Here is an 18835-nt window from a genome sequence, read left to right as displayed (position 1 = left end):
TAAACTAACACGCGGAACCAGCGGGGTTGTTCCCTTCGTGGTTTGTTGGAAAATGTAGGGACGACGAATCGTGAATTTGGTTGGTAACAAATCTTTTCTAGCTTTGGCCCGAACCTTAGAGCACGCATGCGTCCTTCTGCCGCCATCGGTCCGCTTTTTCCTACCCTGACGGTCATTACCATGACACCGACAGCCACTACCGGTATTATTACCGGTTAGCGGGGCTGCTCTACCTCTCACTTTCTACATTTCCTGAGCAGCCCTTCGCCGGTGCCACCCTCCTGACAAGAGGTTGCCACCCTCCCGAAGCGCTGCTTTTTCGCATGTATACTCATCCATTCCGACCGTCTTAGCAAACCAAGACCCTAAGATTCCAAGTCCCAAGACCCTTACCCAACATGCAGATTCTGAAATTTGGTGGTTCTTCAGTAGCCACGGCGGCGACCATCCAACAAGTAGGCGAGCTGGTAGCGCAGGCCGCGCAACGCGGTCCTACCGTGGTAGTAGTATCGGCGCTGGGTGGCACCACCGATGCGCTGATTATGGCCGGCCAGCAAGCGGCGTCTGGGCATGAAAGCTACCGGCAGCTGCTGCAAACCATTGAGCAGCGCCATTTGGAGGCGGCTAAGGAGCTGGCGCCCGTCACCAGCCAGAGCAGTCTGCTGAGCCGGGTGAAGCAGGAATGCAACGACCTGGAAACGCTCTGCGACAGCGTGTTTGCGCTGGGTGAGTTGTCGGTGCGGACGCTGGACCGCCTCATGAGCTTCGGGGAGCTGCTGTCGGCGCGGCTGGTGGCGGCCAATTTGCAGGTGCGCGGTATTGACCACGTTTGCCACGACAGCCGCGAGCTGATCCGCACGAATAGCAACTTCGGCAATGCGCTGGTAGATTTTCAGACCACCAACCGGCAAGTCCAGACCTACGTGCGCAACCACCCGCACGCGGTGTATGTGCTGCCGGGCTTTATTGCTTCGGATGCGCAAGGCGCTACCACCACCCTGGGTCGCGGTGGCTCCGATTATACGGCTGCCATCCTGGCCGGCGCGTTGGAAGCCGAAGTGCTGGAAATCTGGACCGACGTGAGCGGCATGATGACGGCTGACCCACGCCTGGTGCGCCAGGCTCGACCCATTCCGCGCATCAGCTACCAGGAAGCCATGGAGCTGTCGCACTTCGGGGCCAAGGTGCTGTATCCGCCTACCATCCAGCCGGTGCGGCAGCGCGGTATTCCGCTGCTCATCAAAAACACCTTTGCACCCGCCGACGAAGGCACCCGCGTAGAGGTGGCGCCACCCGCTACTGGCGAGGTGGTACGCGGCCTTTCCAGCATTGGGCAAATCACACTGCTGCGGCTGGAGGGCGGCGGCATGGTAGGCATTCCGGGCTTTTCGATGCGGTTGTTTGCGGCCCTGGCACGGGAGAAAGTCAACGTCATTCTCATCACCCAAAGCTCCTCGGAGTATAGCATTTGCGTGGCCGTGCGCACCGCCGATGCCGTGAGCGCCAAAGCCGCCACCGACGACGAGTTTGCCTTTGAAATAGGCTCCGGCAAGGTAGAGCCGCTGGTCGTAGAGGCCGACTTGGCTATCGTAGCGCTGGTGGGCGAGAAGATGAAGGACCACCCCAACGTGAGCGGGCGCCTGTTTAACGCGCTGGGTAACAATGGGGTGAATATTCGGGCCATTGCGCAGGGCTCGTCGGAGAAGAACATTTCGGTGGTGGTGCGGACGCAGGACGTGCGCAAGGCCATCAACGTGCTGCACGAGTCATTCTTTGAGGTGCAGACCAAGCAGGTAAACCTGTTTGTGGTGGGCACCGGCAACGTGGGCGGCAAACTGCTGGAGCAACTCTCGCGGCAGCGGGCCTACCTGCTGCGCCACCTGCGTCTGCAAGTGCGGGTAGTGGGCGTGGCCAACAGCCGCCGGTTTGCCTTTGCCGAGCAAGGCCTGGAGCTCAGTAGCTGGCGTGACACCCTGGCTCAGGGCGAAGAAGGCAAGCTGGCCGACTTCCTGCAAGTCATCAAAAACCGCAACCTGCGCAACACCATTTTTGTGGACGTGACAGCCAGCGGTGAGGTGGCCCGCTGCTATCCTGAGCTGCTGAGCCGGGGCGCGGCTGTGGTAGCGTGCAACAAAATTGCCGGCTCGGCCGAGCTGAGCTACTACCAGCAGCTCAAACGGTTGTCGAGGGAGTTTGGGGCGTCGTTTCTGTTTGAAACGAACGTGGGCGCGGGCCTACCCATCATTGGTACACTCAACGACCTCACGCGCAGCGGCGACGAAGTGCAACGCATTGAGGCTGTGCTGTCGGGTACGCTCAACTTCGTGTTCAACCACTATGATGCGTCGAGGCCCTTTGCCGACGTGGTGCGCCAGGCCCAGGACGAGGGCTACACTGAGCCCGACCCGCGCCTCGACCTAAGCGGGGTAGACGTGGCCCGCAAAATTCTGATTCTAGCCCGCGAAGCCGGGCAGGAGCTGGAAATGAGCGACATCGAAAACGAAGCGTTCCTGCCTGCCTCGTGTATGGAAGGTAGCGTAGAGGATTTCTACCAGGAAATGGCCCACCAGGAGCCGCACTTCCAGCGTCTCTACCGCGAGGCCGCCGCCGCCGGCAAGCAGCTCCGCTTCGTGGCTCGCTATACTGATGGCGCCGCCGCCGTGGGCCTGCAAGCCGTCGGCCCCGACCACGATTTTTACTCCCTGCAAGGCAAAGACAACGCCGTGTTATTCTACACCGCCCGCTACCCCGAGCAGCCGCTGGTGGTGAAGGGAGCAGGCGCCGGCGCCGACGTAACCGCCTCTGGAGTCTTCGCCGACATCATGCGCGCCACGCGACAGTAGTAAGGACTGAGTTTAGAACGTCCTGCTGAGCGTAGCGAAGTAGAAGCATCTCTACCGTGGCGATACTTCTAAATCGACAGGGATTACTCACGGTAGAGCTGCTTTGGCAAGCTCAGCAGGGCGTTCTGCATAATTCACCCCAACCCTCCCAACTCAACCTTCAACCCTTCAAGAAATGTCTGTTACCGTTTTGGCTCCGGCCACCGTGGCCAATATGGTCTGCGGGTTTGATGTGCTGGGCTTTGCCCTGGCCGAGCCCGCCGACACTATGCACCTGCGCCTGACCGACACACCTGGCGTTACCATTATCAACGAAGACGATTTCGACCTGCCCACCGAGCCCACACGCAACGTGGCGGGCGGGGCGCTGCTGGCCTTGCTGCGCGAAGCACCGGGGGTAGGGATAGAGGTACGCATCAACAAGGCCATTCGGCCGGGCAGCGGTATCGGGTCCAGCGCGGCCAGTGCGGCGGGTGCAGTGGTAGGGGCCAACGCGCTGCTAAACAATCGGTTCAGCAAGGAAGACCTGGTGCGATTTGCCATGTTTGGGGAAGAAGTGGCCTCGGGCGTGCAGCACGCCGACAACATTGCGCCGTGCCTGTACGGGGGCGTCACGCTCATCCGCAGCACCGCCCCGCTCGATATTGTGCCGCTGCCTACCCCCCCGTTGTGGGTAACGGTGGTGCACCCGCAGATTGAAGTGAAAACCGCCGATGCCCGCGCCATTCTGAAGCGGCAGGTGCCCCTACCCACCGCCATCCGGCAATGGGGCAACGTGGGCGGGCTGGTGGCCGGCCTCTGCCTGCAAGACTACAATTTAATAGGTCGCGCCCTGGAAGACTTTATCGTGGAGCCCGTGCGCAGCATTCTGATTCCGGGTTTTGCCGAGGTGAAAGCCGCCAGCCGCGAAGCTGGGGCCTTAGGCGGCGGCATCTCGGGCTCGGGTCCATCTATCTTCATGCTGAGCCAGGAAGAAGCCACTGCCCGCGCCGTGGCCGCCGCCATGCAAGCCGTGTACGACCGGCTGAGCATCGCGCAGTTCACCTACGTCACGCGCATGAACACTGAGGGCGTGCGGGTGGTGAGGTCCACCGAGCAGGTTGAAATCCCACTATTTTGAACGTTGAATTGAATATGCACTACCATAGTCTCAACCACCAGTCGCCGGCCGTTGATTTCCGCACGGCAACCATCCAGGGTCAGGCGCCCGACGGCGGCTTATACTTCCCAGAAACCATTCCGCGCTTCTCGGCTGATTTTCTGCTGACGCTGAAAACCCTACCCGCCGCCGAAGTAGCCTACCAGGTGATGGCGCCCTACGTGGGCGACGCCATTCCGGAAGAGGAGCTGCGCCGCATCTGCGCCGAAACGGTCAATTTCCCGTTTCCGCTGGCACCCATCACGGAGCAGATTGCGGCGCTGGAGCTGTTTCATGGGCCTACCCTGGCTTTCAAAGATGTGGGGGCACGCTTTATGAGCCGATGCCTAGGCTACTTCTCGCGGCAGGAAACGGCGCCCGTAACAGTGCTGGTAGCCACTTCTGGTGATACAGGCGGAGCAGTGGCCGATGGCTTTTTGGGCGTGGAAGGGGTAGAAGTGGTCATTCTCTACCCCGCTGGTAAAGTGAGCCCCTTGCAGGAGCGCCAGCTTACTACGCTGGGCCAGAACATCACGGCCCTCGAAATTCAGGGCAACTTCGACGACTGCCAGCGCCTTGTGAAGCAGGCCTTTGCCGATGTGGACCTAATGCAACAGCAGCGCCTCACGTCGGCCAACTCCATCAACGTGGCGCGCTGGCTGCCCCAACAGATTTACTACTGCCTGGCCTGGCAACAGTGGCAACCGCAACTACCGCCGGTAGTGGCAGTGCCCAGCGGCAACTTCGGCAACCTGTGCGCCGGGCTGCTGGCGCACGTGTCGGGGCTGCCGGTGGCGCACTTCGTGGCAGCCTGCAACGCCAACGACGCGGTGCCTGCCTACCTGCTCAGCGGCGAGTACGCGGCCAAGCCAGCCGTGGCCACTATTTCTAATGCCATGGACGTGGGCAACCCCAGCAACTTCGGCCGTATTCTGGCGCTGTTCGAGGCAGAGCACACGCGCATCACTGGGCTGATGACGGGCTACTCCATCACAGATGCCGAAACGGAGCAAACCATCCAGCAAGTACACACCGAAACCGGCTACCTGCTGGACCCGCACGGGGCCGTAGCGTATAACGCGCTACAACGCCATCTGGCAGCGCACCCCACGCCCCAAGGCGGCTTTTTGCTCGAAACGGCACACCCGGTGAAGTTCCGGGAGGTAGTGGAGCCCTTGCTGGGTGAGGCCGTGCCGCTCCCGGCAGCCCTGGAGCCGCTCATGCAGCGCCCCATCGAGCGGGTGCCACTGCCGGCAGAATACACAGCGCTACGGGAGTTTTTGCTGAACCGATAGGGTAGGGGACCCGGAGCAGCTTCGTATCTTGCAGTAGATTCTTATAGCCTTGTGCGTATGCGTTTGCGAATGTGGGGTGGGGTAGGGATGCTCCTGCTGTCAGCCTGTCGTCCCGACCAGGTAGAGCACCTCTCGAACACGAAAGAATTGGCCGTGGAGGCCGAAAATCACCAGGTGAAGCGCATTTTGCCCGCCGACCTGCTGCGCGCTACCCGCTGGGCCGGCGATTCGCTCACGCGCACTGCCGACCGTGCCCTACGCCAGCAGGTGGCCGCTTTGCTGCAAGCTGGCCCCGTGGCCCAGGCTCTACCCGCCGGCCACGGTGCTGCCTTTGCCGCTACCGATTCGGTGGCGCGGGTGCTTCAGGGTACGCTCAGCCATACACGCCGCACCCCCGGTACCAGCCCCAGCCAGGCTGCCGATACCAGCCGAACAGTGAAGCGAACTTCAGGCGAAGTGCTCACCTACGAACGGGCGTTGCTGGTTACAGATGCTGCTTGCCTGCGCTGCCACGGCACCGAAACGGATGTGGCGCCGACCGATCTGGCCCTGATTCGGCAGCGCTACCCCCGCGTGCCGCTAGGCTACCGGGTAGGCGAGGCCATGGGAACATGGAGCGCGCAGTTCACCCGCCAGGGCATCGCAGAGTTCTACACCATGAAAACCCGAAAGATATTTAAGCGGCGGTTTTAGGAGAACTTCTTGGATTTTTTCTTGCATCCTCTCTCCCATCCGTCATCCTGAGCGGAGCGAAGGACCTTTTTACTTTAGAACAAGTCGTTGTTACGCTTGTCGTTCTGCCGTGATAAGGTCCTTCGCTGCGCTCAGGATGACGGATGGGAGAGAGGACGACAGCCGGATGGGACCGTGCAGCCTTTTCTACAAAAAATCAGCGTAATCCTTTCTAATCCCGAATAGTTACGCTAACTCAGGGTATGAAGCCTACTTTGCGTCCGCGCATCAAAATCTGCTGCATCAGCACGCGGCAGGAACTGGAAATAGCTGTGGGATTGGGCGTCGACGCCCTGGGGCTGGTGGCCCGCATGCCCAGGGGCCCCGGCATCATCCCCGATGACCTGGTGCGGGAGTTGGCCCGCCGCACGCCGCCCTCAGTGGCGTCGTTTCTGCTCACCAGCGAAACCACTACGCAGGCCATTATTGCGCACCAATGCCGTACCGGCGCCGACACGCTGCAAATTGTGGATGCTCTGAGCGACGGCACCTACAAAGACCTGCGCACGGCCCTACCCGGCATCAGTCTGGTGCAAGTCATTCACGTGAATGGCTCCGAGGCGTTTGACGAAGCCAAGCGCGTAGCTCCGCACGTAGATGGCATCCTGCTCGACTCGGGCAACCCCAAGCTACCCGTGAAGGAGCTGGGTGGCACCGGTCGGGTGCACAACTGGGACATCAGCCGCCGTATCCGCGAGGCGCTGGATATTCCGGTGTTTCTGGCCGGCGGCTTGAACGCCGAGAACGTGCGCGAGGCCATCGAAACCGTGCGCCCTTTTGGGGTAGACGTGTGCAGCGGCGTCCGCTCCGATGGGCAGCTGGATAGCCAGAAGCTACACCGTTTCGTGGAGGTAGTACGCCAGTACATGCCGTAAACAGTGTTTGAGGGTAGGAGGGTGTGAGGGTATGGGGGTAGGATGACATACTTCTTACCCTCCTACCCCCATACCCTCACACCCTCAAAACCCCTTACCTTTGTAGCCTCATGCGCTACCTCCTGCCCCTGCTTTTCCTGCTGAGCTTCGCCTTGCTTCTGCTACCCGGCTGTGAGCCCAAGGCCGATATCGTGACGACGGATAGCAGTGCGCGGCTGGAGTTCTCGCGGGATACGGTGCTGTTCGATACCGTGTTTGTGCGCACGGGCACGGCTACGCGGCGGCTGTGGGTATACAACCGCAACCCCCGCGCCGTGCGTGTGGAGCAAATTACCTTGGCCAACCCCGCCACCTCGCCCTACCGCTTGCTGGTGGGCGGCGATGCGGGTCCCGGCATCAACAATGTGGAAATTAGGGGGCGTGACAGCCTGTTGGTGCTGGTGCGCGCTACCATCGACCCAACGCCTGGCGACGTCAAACCGTTTATCGTGACGGATGAGCTGCGGTTTCGTACCAACGGCAACGATCAGCAAGTATCGCTGGTAGCCTACGGGCAAAACGCCTACTTCCACAACGGCGAAACCCTACCCTGCAACACCACCTGGACCAACGACAAGCCCCACGTCATCTATAATTCACTGCGGGTCGACTCGACGTGCACGCTCACCATGCAGCCGGGCACGCGCGTGTACTCGCACGCAGGTTCTATTCTGATTGTGGCTGGCACGTTGCGCGTCAACCCTGATTTCCAACCGGGTACCGACTCCATAGAAGCCAACAACGAAAACATTGTGCGCTTTGCCGGCGACCGGCTGGAGCCCTTCTACGACAACATTCCGGGCCAGTGGGCAGGTATTCAGTTTCTGGCCAGCAGCCACGACAACGTGGTGCGCTACGCCGAAATCAAGAATGCTGCCTACGGCTTGCTGGTGTTCAACTATCGCAACCGCCTACCCCGACCGGCGGTGCGGGTAGAGAATACCGTTATCCGCAATATTTCGGGGCAGAGCATCAATTTTGCCAGCGCGGCCCAAACCCTACCCACCGGTGCCGGGGTGCTGAGCCTATCGGGAGACGTGGAGATGCGCAACTGCTTGATTACGAACTGCGGCGAGTATGCAGTGTTGGGGGTAGGCGGCGGCAATTTCACATTTGACTACTGCACCATCGCCAACTATCGGGGTAATTTCAACCGTTCTACCGAGTCGCTGACGCTCAGCAACGAAGCGCCCAGCACGGTAGCTAAAGGGCCCTACCCCCTGCGCCTGACCATGCGCAACTCCATTGTATGGGGCTCGTTGCGGGATGAGTTGCTGTTGATAAATGGTGCGCAGTACCAACAGGTAGCTATTCAGAATAGCTTGTTGCAAACAGAACGTTACAAGGCGGCTACCAGCACGGCTACTGGGTTGGGCTTCGGCAACAGCGGTAACGTTCTCAACCAAGACCCCAAATTCCGGCGCACGCCCAATCTCTACCCCAACCGGTTTGACTACCGCCTCGGTCCCGCGTCGCCGGCCAGCAATAAAGCCGCGCCCCTACCCTCCCTCACGCACGACCTGCTGAACGCCCCCCGCGACCCACGCACCCCCGACATGGGCGCCTATGAGCGCGCCGCGCCGTAGAAGGATATAAAGTACGTTTGTCATCCTGAGCTTGCGAAGGACCTTATGCCAGTTGAATGAGTCGTTGGTACGACCGTCGTTCACGCATGAGAAGGTCCTTCGCAAGCTCAGGATGACAAACGTATTTTGTCACTCACCACTCATAATTTCACTACATGCTCTGGATTCAGAAACGACTGCGCCTGCCGGCTGTGCGCCGGGGCTTTCACCTGATAACGGACTTGCTGACGGCCGAGCTGCCCGAGCTGGAGCAGATGGAGATGGGCACGGCGCACTTCTTTATTCAGCACACATCGGCCAGCCTCACCATCAACGAAAACGCCGACCCCACCGTGCGCCGCGATATGGAGGAGTACTTCAACCGCGTAGCACCCGAAAACGCAGCTTACTTTCAGCACACCCAGGAAGGCCCCGACGATATGCCGGCTCACCTGAAAGCCGTGCTGCTGGGTAGCTCCGTTACGGTGCCCGTGATGCGGGGCGAGCTGGCTCTGGGCACCTGGCAGGGAATCTACCTAGGCGAGCACCGCAACCACGGCGGCCGCCGCTGGGTAGTGGCCACGCTGATGGGTAAAAAAGCGGAGAAATAGCGCAGAAGCCGAGCTATGACACTGCTTTCTGCGTATACTTAACAACTCTGCTAACCCTCACGCCTATGCTTCTGCTCGCTACCTGCTTCTCGCGCTTTGGCAGCCATGCCCTCACGCTGAGCTGTGGTTTGCTGCTGGCTACGGGCTGCCAGGAAAAGAAACCCGTAGCCTCGGCACCACCCGTTGCCCGGCCGCGCCCTACCCCGGCACCACCAGCCACCCGGGTGCCGCCCAAAACCGCAAAAACTGCCTGCTCACTGGTAGATGATGAAGTGGCTGAGGACCCCTTCGGCGCCGAAATTACGGTGGCCGAGTTGCAGCAGGCGGGCGCTACCATTGTGTCGCGCAAGCCGTTCCGCAACCGCCATGAGCGCAACCAGGTAGATACCATTCTGACCTTGCGCCACCATGGCAATCAGTTTGAGTTTTACCGGGCCGCCGAGAAGGATTTGTTGCGCGAAGTGACTGTGACAGATTTTGCCCCGCAGTATGGGCAGCAACTGCAACAAAAGCTAGGGGCCGCCTACCGCACTCGCTACGCCCGCCAGACCGGCAACTGCGACAGCCTCCGTATTGGCGACTCCAACCGCCTCAACACCGTGGCCATGACCCTGCACAAAGGCCAGCTCAGCGCCGTTCAGGTGCAGTATTACGTGGATTAGGGGTAGGGGACGCGTTGTACGCGCCCGAATTAGTGAGCGACGGAGATGAATGGTGATGTAACAGGGTGCCCCCAAACTGCTCTGCGAGCGGCTGCGAGCCACCCCCTACCTGCAGAGAAGCAACCTTATAGCCACTAGTTGTGCCTTTGGAGCTACGCAACTATTGTCTTTCTGCTACTCTTTCGTGTACATGCGTTCTTCTCTTCTTTTGTTTACCGGCTTGCTGTCTGTGCCGGCCGTAGCGCAGCAAGCGCCCAAAAAGCCCCTCGACCACTCGGTATATGACCAGTGGCAAAGCGTAGCGGGCCAGCGCATTAGCCACAACGGCAAGTATGTGCTGTTGCAGGTGCGGCCCCAACAGGGCGATGGCACCCTCTACCTCAAAACTGCTGGTAACCAAACGCTGCGCCAGATCAGCCGGGGCGACTCGGCCATGTTCTCAGCCGATTCCAAGTATGCGGTGTTCAAGATCAGCCCGCGCTACCAGGATGTGCGGCAGGCCCGCATCAAGAAGAAAAAGCCCGACCAAATGCCCAAAGACTCGTTGGGCGTGTACGCGCTAACGACGGGCAAACTCGCCAAATACGGTGACGTGAAATCCTTTCAGCTAGCCGAGGAGGGCGCCGTTCTGGCCTTTCTGGCGACCAAGCCCTTGCTGAAAGATACGCTCAAAAAAGCACCTGTCGATACGGTGAAGCGCATCACCGACAAGCTGCTGGAAACGCAGAAGGGCGGGGCCGTGCTCACCATTCTCAATCTCGACAAAGGGCAGCCGCGCACGTTTGAGGCTGTCACGGACTACAAGGTGAGCAAGTCGGGCAACAAGGTGGCGTTTGCGGTAGCCGCGCCCAAGGGTAGTAAAAACCTGCGCTCGGGCCTGTTTGTGTACGATGTAGCCAGCGGCAACGTGCGCCAGCTCAGTGCCGGCAAGGGCACGTACAAGAACCTGTCGTTTGATGATGCTGGCAAGCAGCTAGCTTTTACCGCCGAAAAATACCCCACGAAAGCGCTAAACAAGCCGTTTAGCCTCTACTATTCGGATTTTGCCGATAGCGCCCGCGTGCTGATGGCTCCCGGTGCCAACGGGCTGAAGAAAGGCTGGTCGCCCAGCGGCTTTGGGAAGGTAGCATTCAGTGAAAACGGCGAGAAGCTGTTCTTCGGCACCGCGCCCGACTTGATTCCGCAGGACACGACCCTGGTAGACTTTGAGCACGCCAAACTCGACATTTGGCACTACAAAGACGACTACCTGCAACCCATGCAGCTGAAAAACCTGAAACGGGAATTGCAGCGCAGCTACCTGGCGGTGGTCTACCCTAAAGGCGGCAAGTTTATGCAGCTGGCCGATGCCTACCTGCAAGACGCCTACATGGCCGATAAAAACAACGCCGAGTACGTGCTGGCCGTGACGGACACCGCCAACCGGGTAGCCATGCAGTGGCAGGGTAGCACGTTTAAGCGCGCCTACCTGATTTCGACGCGCACCGGCGAGCGGCTGCCCATCAACGCCCGCCCCAGCCAGAGCCGTTTTCAGCTCTCGCCCAGCGGGCAGTACGCCGTGTGGTACGACTACGATGCCAAGGCCTGGTTTGCCTACTCGCCCGCCACGCGCAAGGCCGTCAACCTCACGGCCAAAGCCAAGGTAGACTTTACGGATGAGGAGAACGACTCGCCTACCGAGCCCCAGCCCTACGGCATTGCCGCCTGGACCAAAAACGACGATGCCGTACTGCTCTACGACCGGTACGACATCTGGAAAGTAGACCCCAAAACCGGCACGGCCACCAACTTCACCAACGGGGTAGGGCGCCAGCAGAAGCTGCGGTTCCGCTACGAAATACCGGTAGCCAAGCAGGACTTCATCGAGCCCAAAGACGAGCTGTGGCTGCAAGTGCAGGATGAAACCACCAAGCAGTGGGGCTACTATACCAAGAACATCAACAGCACCAAGGCGCCGCAGCGCGTGGTGGTGGCGCCCATAGCCTACTCCCAACTGATGCGGGCGAAAAACGCCCCTGTGTTCCTGTACACCAAGTCGAGTGTGCAGAACCCCACCGACCTCTACGTCAGCCGCGACCTGCGTAAGGAAACCCAGCTCAGCAATATCAACCCGCAGCAGAAAGACTACAACTGGTTTACGGCCGAGCTGGTACACTGGACCACGCCCAAGGGCTACGCTGCCACCGGTGTGCTCTACAAGCCCGAGAACTTCGATCCGAATAAGAAGTACCCCATGGTGGCGTATTTCTACGAAAAGGTATCCGACGGCCTCTACCGCTACAATGCGCCCGCGCCTACCCCCTCCCGCCTCGATATTGCCATGTTTGCCAGCAACGGCTACCTGGTATTCACGCCCGATATCAGCTATACTATCGGCGAGCCAGGTGCCTCGGCAGTGGAGTTTGTGAACTCGGGGGTAGAAGCTCTGAAGAAAAACACCTGGGTAGACGGTGCCCATATTGGCATTCAGGGGCAGAGCTGGGGCGGCTACCAGGTGGCCTATCTCATCACCCAGACACCCATGTACGCCGCCGCCTGGGCCGGCGCGCCCGTCGTGAACATGACCTCGGCCTACGGTGGCATCCGGTGGGAGTCGGGCATGAGCCGGCAGTTTCAGTACGAGCGCACGCAGAGCCGCCTGGGCGCTACCCTGTGGGAAAACCAGGATTTGTACATCCGCAACTCGCCCTTGTTCTTCCTGCCTAAGGTACAGACGCCAGTAGTTATCATGGCCAACGACGCCGACGGCGCCGTACCGTGGTACCAGGGCATTGAGATGTTCACGGACTTGCGCCGCCTCAACAAGCCTGTGTGGTTGCTGCAATACAACGGCGAAGCTCATAATCTAGTGAAGCGCGAAAACCGCAAGGATATTTCCGTCCGCGAGCTACAGTTCTTCGACCACTACCTGAAAGGCGCCCCCGCCCCCGTATGGTTGGAGCGCGGCGTGCCCGCTGTGGAAAAGGGCAGGAATTGGGGACTGGAAACGTCTACCTCATCGGTGCGGTAGGCAAGAGCAGGAAACGATAGTTTGCTGAATAGGTAGCCCTCAAACTTTGTCGTATTCTCTAAGCAGTAAGCTAGCTTGGAGGAACGACAAAGTTTGGGGGCTTTCTTATTCTAGCTGCAGCAAGTGTTTATGACGACTGTCTACAACAAAGGTGTTTTCTGGCTGCTCTGCAGTGTCCTGATAGATTGGGTGCTGCTTACCTTCTTCATCAATCAGTATCCAAGTATATGGGTTAATCGAATAGTCGCTGATAATTAGCTTCATACGTAAGGTATGGGCCAAGTAGCGCGCCAATGCTAATTCATCATTTGAGTTATCATATACAGAGAGAAGCAGAGCAACATCTCCGGTAAGGGCAATGGTATGGTAGTTCTCATTTTCTACCCATGATTCCAAATCAAGGCGTCTCTTGGCATGGTAAAAGGCTGCCAATGCCGACCGTATTTCCTCCGGATTAGCATTGCGTTGTAGCAGGAAATCCATCATTTACACAGCCTCTTTCTCTCAGGTAGAATACTAATGGTCAGATAGTGGTTTTGAAGGTGCAGCTTTTCAGCTTATGAAGCCAACGGCAGCAAGCAAATGTACTTACATTGTACGTACATTTGCTTTCATGAACACGCGCCTGATTCGGGTGGGCAATTCCCAGGGGATTGTATTGCCAAAGAAGTTATTGCAGCAATACCAACTCGCCGGTGAGGTAGACTTACAGCCTACGCCCGAGGGCCTACTCATCAAACCAGTGGCGAAACCCCGCCGCCAAGGTTGGGACGAACGTTTCCAGCAGGCCATTGCTCAAGGCCAGGCACCAGAGGGTGAGTTGCTAGAGGGATTTTCGGATGAAGCTTTCGAGGAAACGGAATGGCAGTGGTAGCTGCGCAGCGCTTCGAGGTGTGGCTCGTCAACCTTGACTCTACCCAAGGCAGCGAAATCAGCAAGCCCCGCCCTTGTGTAGTGCTCTCTCCCGACGAAATGAACCGCTACTTACGCACGGTAACTATTGCGGCCTTGACCAGCACCCAACGCGACTACCCCTCCAGAGTGGACTGTACTTTCCAGGAAAAGGAGGGGCAGGTAGCGCTTGACCGTATCCGCTCAGTTGATAAGACCCGCTTGGTACGCCGCCTGGGTGTGCTGCCTAAAACTACCGCGCAGGCGGTTTGCGACCGGCTGCAGGAGATATTTCAATATTAAGTAGGTAACACAATCGGCCCGCTGTCATGGCGGGCCGATTGTGTTACCACTGCCTCCAAGTAGCTGAATTATAAATTACTGTACCATCCGTGTGCTCGTCGCATAGCGCAACGTATCAAACAGCACCAGCTTCTACACGCCGCGTATCTAATAGACAGCTAGAGTACCGGCTTCTCCTTGCAGGTGCAGCTTCTTTTCGGAGTAGAATAGGGGGGTATTCTGTTGCAGGGTAGCATCTACGAGGCGCCCGCCGCATCGCGGACCACCGGATTCCTGAAGCCGAGCCTACGGGTGTAGATAATGCGCCGGGTGCGTCCTGGGTAGTACATGGAGCGACGGCCCCGAACCAACCTGCTTATATAGCTTTTCTTACCTTACTACCACCTTTTCGCCCGCACTACCTGTAAAACCAGGATCTTTTATGCAAGCAATGCTTAAAATCGTTCTGTCGCTTTCGTTTCTGAGCGTTTGCCGTATTGCTTTGGCGCAGCCAAACCCGTCGCCCACGACACCTCCCCTCACCCTCGAGTTGCGCGGCGACGCAGGCGGCAAGCGCTTCGATGGCATTGGCGTGGTTAATGGCGGGGGAGCCACCTCGGTGCTGCTCAAGGACTATCCTGAGCCGCAGCGCCAGCAGATTCTCGACTTGCTCTACAAGCCCAAATTCGGGGCTTCGGTCAGTACCTTGCTGGTGGAGATTCCCGGCGACGGCAATTCTACGCAAGGCTCCATGCCCAGCCACATGCACACGCGCCAGGACCTGAACTATTCCCGCGGCTATACGTGGTGGGTGCTGCGGGAGGCCAAAAAGCGCAACCCCGCCTTGTCGCTCGATGCCACGGCCTGGAGTGCGCCCGGCTGGGTAGGCGGTGGCAATTTCTGGTCGCAGGATGCGGCGGGCTACTACGTGAAGTGGCTGCAGGGGCTGCGCACAGTGTACCGCCTGGAGCTGGACGCCATCGGCTGCCGCAACGAGAAGGGCAAGAGCTATGACTTTGCCAAGCAACTGCGGCAGACCTTAAATACCAATGGTTTTGCCGGCGTCAAGCTGCACGCCTTCGATAACTGGGACAACACCAAATTCGACTTCGTGCGCGACATGCGCACCGACGAGTCATTGCGCCAGTCCATCGACATCATTAGTGCCCACGTCCTATACGATGGCTCCCCGGCCCCGCCCGAGGTGCAGGCGCTGGCCACCGAATGGGGCAAACCCATCTGGAATACCGAGGACCACGTGTACAAGAAGGGCTTCGACTGCCTCATCAGCATCGTGGAATGCTTCAACCGCAACTTTATCGACCACGGCGCGACCAAGTGCGTGAACTGGTACGACATAGGCGGCGTCTACCCCATTGAGCCGTACGCCGAAGACCCGGTGGCGGTGGTGGCGCGCTGGCCCTGGAGCGGGCACTACCAAGTGCGGGAGGCCCTGTGGGGCTACGCCCACTACGGGCAGTTTTCGGCTGTGGGCTGGCAGTATCTACGCGGCGGCAGCGCAGCCCTGCCGGGCGGGGGCAGCGTGGTCACCCTGAAGTCGCCCGGCAAGGATTACAGCCTGATTATCGAAACGAAGAAGGCCCGTGCGCCCCAACAGTTGCGGCTGCAGCTGCAGGGTGCCCTATCGACGAAGGAGCTGTGCGTGTGGCGGAGCACCGAGCAGGAGCAGTTTGTGCAGCAGGCGGGCATCAAGCCGGTGAATGGCATCGTGACGCTGACGCTGGAGCCGAACGCGGTGTACTCCCTCTCGACCACCCGCGGCCAGCAGAAAGGAACGTTTGCCGCCATTCCTGCGCCTACTGCCTTCCCGCTGCCGTACTACGAAACGTTTGAGCAGTACACGAATCCTCAGCAGTGGGGCTACTTGCCGCGCTACACCGCCGATATCATCGACGCGTTCGAACTCACCGACCGGCCCGATAAAAAGGGGCGCTGCTTGCGTCAGGTAGTGCCGGAATCCACCATCTCCTGGGCACCGGATTGGCGGCCGTACTCCATCCTGGGGGAGGATAGCTGGCAGGATTACGAGGTAAGCGCCGAGCTCTACCTAAACCCAGGTGATGCGGGTGGCGTCATGGGCCGGGTAAACCATGTGGGCACTGGCTACGGCATCATTCCCAAAGGCTACTACCTGCAGCTAGCCGACGACGGGCGCTGTAGCCTGGTGGTGGTGCGGGGCAAGCAAGAAAAGAAGGCATTGATTGGCGATGCTGAGCAGCAGGCCCTGATTCGTGCGCAGAATGATGCCAGCGAAGGCGGCGAGAAGGTGCTAGGCACGGTGCAGTTGTCCGCCATCGGGCCCCAACAATGGCACAGGCTAAAGCTGCGCTTTGAGGGCACCACCATCACCGGCCTAGTAGACGACAAACCGGTGCTACAGGTGGTGGACACCCTCTACGCGCACGGAATGGCCGGCTTGCTAGCGGGAGGCGACAAAAAACAGCTGAGCACCCCGTATTTCGATAACCTCCTGCTTACGGGCGTGCGGGCGCCACTGCCAACGCCCTCCCTGGCAGCTCCCCGGCAACTGCCCATGTACCCGCGAGTGGGCAAGTAGAAATTTCTGAAGGGTCCGCTTATCTGCTTGGCCAAGAGTAGTCTGCGTAGCTAGACTAGCTCAAGTTCGTTGGCTTTACTGCGGTGTTTGATTGCAATCCGATTATAGATGTAGTCTCTCACCACTGCGGCCTATGCACAGCGCTGATTCTGCAGGATCTACGCTTGGGCCGCTCTACCGCACCACCTGCGCATTCGTCGCGTAGCGCAGCGTATCAAACAGTACCAGCTTCTGCACGCCGCGTACCTGGTAGGCGGCCAGGGTACCGGCTTCGCCTTGCAGTTGCAGCTTCTTTTCGGAGTAGAACAGCGGATTGTTCTGTTGCAGGGTAGCATCTACGGTGCGTACGCCGGACGCGTCGCGCACTACGGCCAGGCGCACTACAGCATTGTCGAAGCCGGGCTTGCGAGTGTAGGTGATGCGCTGGGTGCCGTTGGGTAGGGAAGCAGAGTCTACGGCGTAGGCGCCGCGCAGGGCGGGCTTGTTGATGTCGGCCTGGTAGAAAACCTGTAATTCCTGCGCCCAATCAACCTTCGGGACGCGGGCGGTTTCCGGGGTGGAGTCGCGCAGGGTCACGCGCTTCTCCACGGCGGGCTGCTGCTGGGTGAGGCGGGCAGCTTGCGCATCGAGGTATTCCTTAAGTGGAAAATACGCTGGCCGCATCATGGTACCGGAAGCGGGGCTATCGGCCTCTGCCGACGAGCCGCAGCCCGTGGCACCGGCCCATAGCCCCGCCCCGAATAAAAAAGCAAAAACGTTACGCATGAGTAGGAATAGTGCCCGCCGCGCGTAGCAACGACTGCCCCGACATCTCGGCGGGTTGAGCCAACCCCATGAGTGCCAATACAGTAGGTGCAATGTCGCCGAGCTTGCCATCGGCCAGGGTGCCCTGGTAGTCGTTATCAACCAAGATGCAGGGCACTAGGTTTGTAGTGTGGGCGGTATTGGGTGTGCCGTCGGGGTTCACCATCATGTCGGCGTTGCCGTGGTCGGCTATGATGATGCTGGCATAGCCGGCCGCTTGGGCTGCTTCTACCACCGCCTGAGCGCAGATGTCGGCAGTTTCTACGGCCTTCACAGCGGCTTCAAATACGCCGGTGTGGCCCACCATGTCGGGGTTAGCGAAGTTGAGAACCACAAAATCTGCTGAGTTGGCTTGCAGCTCCGGCACCAGCGCGTCGCGCAGCTCGTAGGCGCTCATCTCAGGTTGCAGGTCGTAAGTGGCTACCTTGGGCGAGTTGCGCAGGATGCGGGTTTCACCCTCAAACTCGTTTTCCCTACCCCCCGAGAAGAAGAAAGTCACATGGGGGTACTTTTCGGTTTCGGCAATACGAATCTGTTTTCTGTTGTTAGTGGCTAGCACCTCACCCAGGGTATTTTCGAGGTTATCCTTTTCAAAAATCGGCGTGACGCCCGTAAACGAGGCGTCGTAGGTGGTCATGGTCAGGAAATGCAGGTTCAGGCGGTGCATTTCGTAGGCGTGCAGGTCCTGCTGGGTAAGGGCTTCGGTCAGCTCCCGGCCGCGGTCGGTGCGGAAGTTGAAGAATAGCACCACGTCGCCCTCCTGAATGGTAGCCAGCGGCTGCCCGTCGGCGCCTACCTTCACAATCGGCTTCAAGAACTCATCGGTAATTCCCTCCTTATAGGAGTCCTGCATGCTCTGAATCAGGTTCTGGGAGGGCGTGCCTTTGCCGTTCACCAGCAAGTCGTAGGCAATTTTCACCCGTTCCCAGCGGTTGTCGCGGTCCATGGCATAGTAGCGGCCTACAATGGAGGCAATGCGGCCACTGGCCCCACGCTGCAGGTGCTGCTCCAGCTCGTTCACGTAGCCTACCCCGCCCTTAGGGTCGGTGTCGCGGCCGTCGGTGAAAGCGTGGATGAACACGTTGTGCACCTCCTGGTCGCGGGCCAGGGTGCAGAGGGCTTTCAGGTGGTCGATGTGCGAGTGTACGCCGCCATCGGATAGTAGGCCCAGCAGGTGTACTGGCTTCTGGTTGGTACGAGCATACTCGAAGGCTTTTTCCAGGGCCGGGATGGCGCCCAGCTTCCGGTCGCGGATAGCCTTGTTGATGCGTACCAGGTCCTGGTACACCACGCGGCCCGCACCAATGTTCATATGGCCTACCTCCGAGTTGCCCATTTGCCCTTCTGGAAGGCCAACGGCCTCACCTGAAGCCTGCAGCTTGCTATGCGGATAGCGTTGAAACAACGAGTCGAGGAAGGGCGTACGCGCCTTGTCAATGGCGGATACTTCCTTGTTCTGGGCCAGCCCCCAGCCGTCCAAAATGACCAGCAATACCTGTTTGTTCATGCG

Annotated in this window: 15 protein-coding genes; 12 read left to right on the top strand and 3 right to left on the bottom strand. The window is 59.4% G+C overall.

The features are described from left to right. Positions 1-398 precede the first annotated feature (398 nt). The 9 genes from thrA to MUN82_RS17375 all read left to right on the top strand — a co-directional run bounded on the left by thrA (position 399) and on the right by MUN82_RS17375 (position 12770). Positions 399-2843 (top strand): bifunctional aspartate kinase/homoserine dehydrogenase I, encoded by a 2445-nt coding sequence (gene thrA / locus MUN82_RS17415; RefSeq protein WP_245092518.1) that lies wholly within the window; start codon positions 399-401, stop codon positions 2841-2843. Between the two features lie 175 nt (positions 2844-3018). After that, the gene (locus MUN82_RS17410; protein ID WP_245092517.1) at positions 3019-3963 is read left to right on the top strand and encodes a homoserine kinase; all 945 of its coding nucleotides are present in this window, start codon (positions 3019-3021) and stop codon (positions 3961-3963) included. A 14-nt stretch (positions 3964-3977) separates the two neighbouring features. Further along, positions 3978-5276, top strand: a complete 1299-nt coding sequence (gene thrC, locus MUN82_RS17405) for a threonine synthase (RefSeq protein WP_245092516.1) — start codon at positions 3978-3980, stop codon at positions 5274-5276. 57 nt (positions 5277-5333) lie between these two features. After that, entirely contained in the window at positions 5334-5969 is a 636-nt protein-coding gene (locus tag MUN82_RS17400) for a c-type heme family protein (RefSeq protein ID WP_245092515.1), read from the top strand. A gap of 242 nt (positions 5970-6211) precedes the next feature. Continuing rightward, complete coding sequence (locus MUN82_RS17395; protein WP_245092514.1) at positions 6212-6883, top strand: phosphoribosylanthranilate isomerase; 672 nt, start codon at positions 6212-6214, stop codon at positions 6881-6883. A gap of 110 nt (positions 6884-6993) precedes the next feature. After that, positions 6994-8508 carry a right-handed parallel beta-helix repeat-containing protein gene (locus tag MUN82_RS17390; protein ID WP_245092512.1) on the top strand — a complete coding sequence of 505 codons (1515 nt, stop codon included), beginning with the start codon at positions 6994-6996 and terminating at the stop codon, positions 8506-8508. Between the two features lie 155 nt (positions 8509-8663). Then, positions 8664-9098, top strand: coding sequence for a secondary thiamine-phosphate synthase enzyme YjbQ (locus MUN82_RS17385; RefSeq protein ID WP_245092510.1), 435 nt, complete (start codon positions 8664-8666; stop codon positions 9096-9098). Positions 9099-9163: 65 nt separating this feature from the next. Further along, on the top strand, positions 9164-9760 hold the full coding sequence (locus MUN82_RS17380) for a hypothetical protein (protein WP_245092507.1): 597 nt from the start codon (positions 9164-9166) through the stop codon (positions 9758-9760). 190 nt (positions 9761-9950) lie between these two features. Then, a complete protein-coding gene (locus tag MUN82_RS17375) occupies positions 9951-12770 on the top strand; it encodes a S9 family peptidase (RefSeq protein WP_245092506.1) in 2820 nt (939 codons plus the stop codon). A gap of 105 nt (positions 12771-12875) precedes the next feature. On the opposite strand, the gene MUN82_RS17370 is transcribed toward MUN82_RS17375, so the two are convergent. Continuing rightward, entirely contained in the window at positions 12876-13256 is a 381-nt protein-coding gene (locus MUN82_RS17370) for a hypothetical protein (protein ID WP_245092504.1), read from the bottom strand. Between the two features lie 127 nt (positions 13257-13383). Here MUN82_RS17370 and MUN82_RS17365 point away from each other — a divergent pair, with 127 nt between their 5' ends. The 3 genes from MUN82_RS17365 (at position 13384) to MUN82_RS17355 (ending at position 16521) form a co-directional block, all read left to right on the top strand. Next, entirely contained in the window at positions 13384-13644 is a 261-nt protein-coding gene (locus tag MUN82_RS17365) for an AbrB/MazE/SpoVT family DNA-binding domain-containing protein (RefSeq protein ID WP_245092502.1), read from the top strand. After that, a complete protein-coding gene (locus MUN82_RS17360; protein WP_245092500.1) occupies positions 13632-13964 on the top strand; it encodes a type II toxin-antitoxin system PemK/MazF family toxin in 333 nt (110 codons plus the stop codon). The genes MUN82_RS17365 and MUN82_RS17360 overlap by 13 nt, the downstream gene beginning before the upstream one ends. A 430-nt stretch (positions 13965-14394) precedes the next feature. Beyond that, positions 14395-16521 carry a 3-keto-alpha-glucoside-1,2-lyase-like domain-containing protein gene (locus tag MUN82_RS17355; RefSeq protein WP_245092499.1) on the top strand — a complete coding sequence of 709 codons (2127 nt, stop codon included), beginning with the start codon at positions 14395-14397 and terminating at the stop codon, positions 16519-16521. 174 nt (positions 16522-16695) lie between these two features. Here the strand turns inward: MUN82_RS17355 and MUN82_RS17350 are convergent, their stop codons facing one another. After that, a complete protein-coding gene (locus MUN82_RS17350; protein WP_245092497.1) occupies positions 16696-17286 on the bottom strand; it encodes a hypothetical protein in 591 nt (196 codons plus the stop codon). Then, entirely contained in the window at positions 17279-18832 is a 1554-nt protein-coding gene (gene gpmI, locus MUN82_RS17345; protein WP_245092495.1) for a 2,3-bisphosphoglycerate-independent phosphoglycerate mutase, read from the bottom strand. Before gpmI ends, MUN82_RS17350 begins: the two co-directional genes overlap by 8 nt. Positions 18833-18835: the final 3 nt, after the last annotated feature.

The organism is Hymenobacter aerilatus, assembly GCF_022921095.1.
Lineage (GTDB): Bacteria > Bacteroidota > Bacteroidia > Cytophagales > Hymenobacteraceae > Hymenobacter > Hymenobacter aerilatus.
The sequence above is the reverse complement of the archived record's forward strand: the minus strand, read 5'-3'. Positions and strand labels throughout refer to the sequence as shown.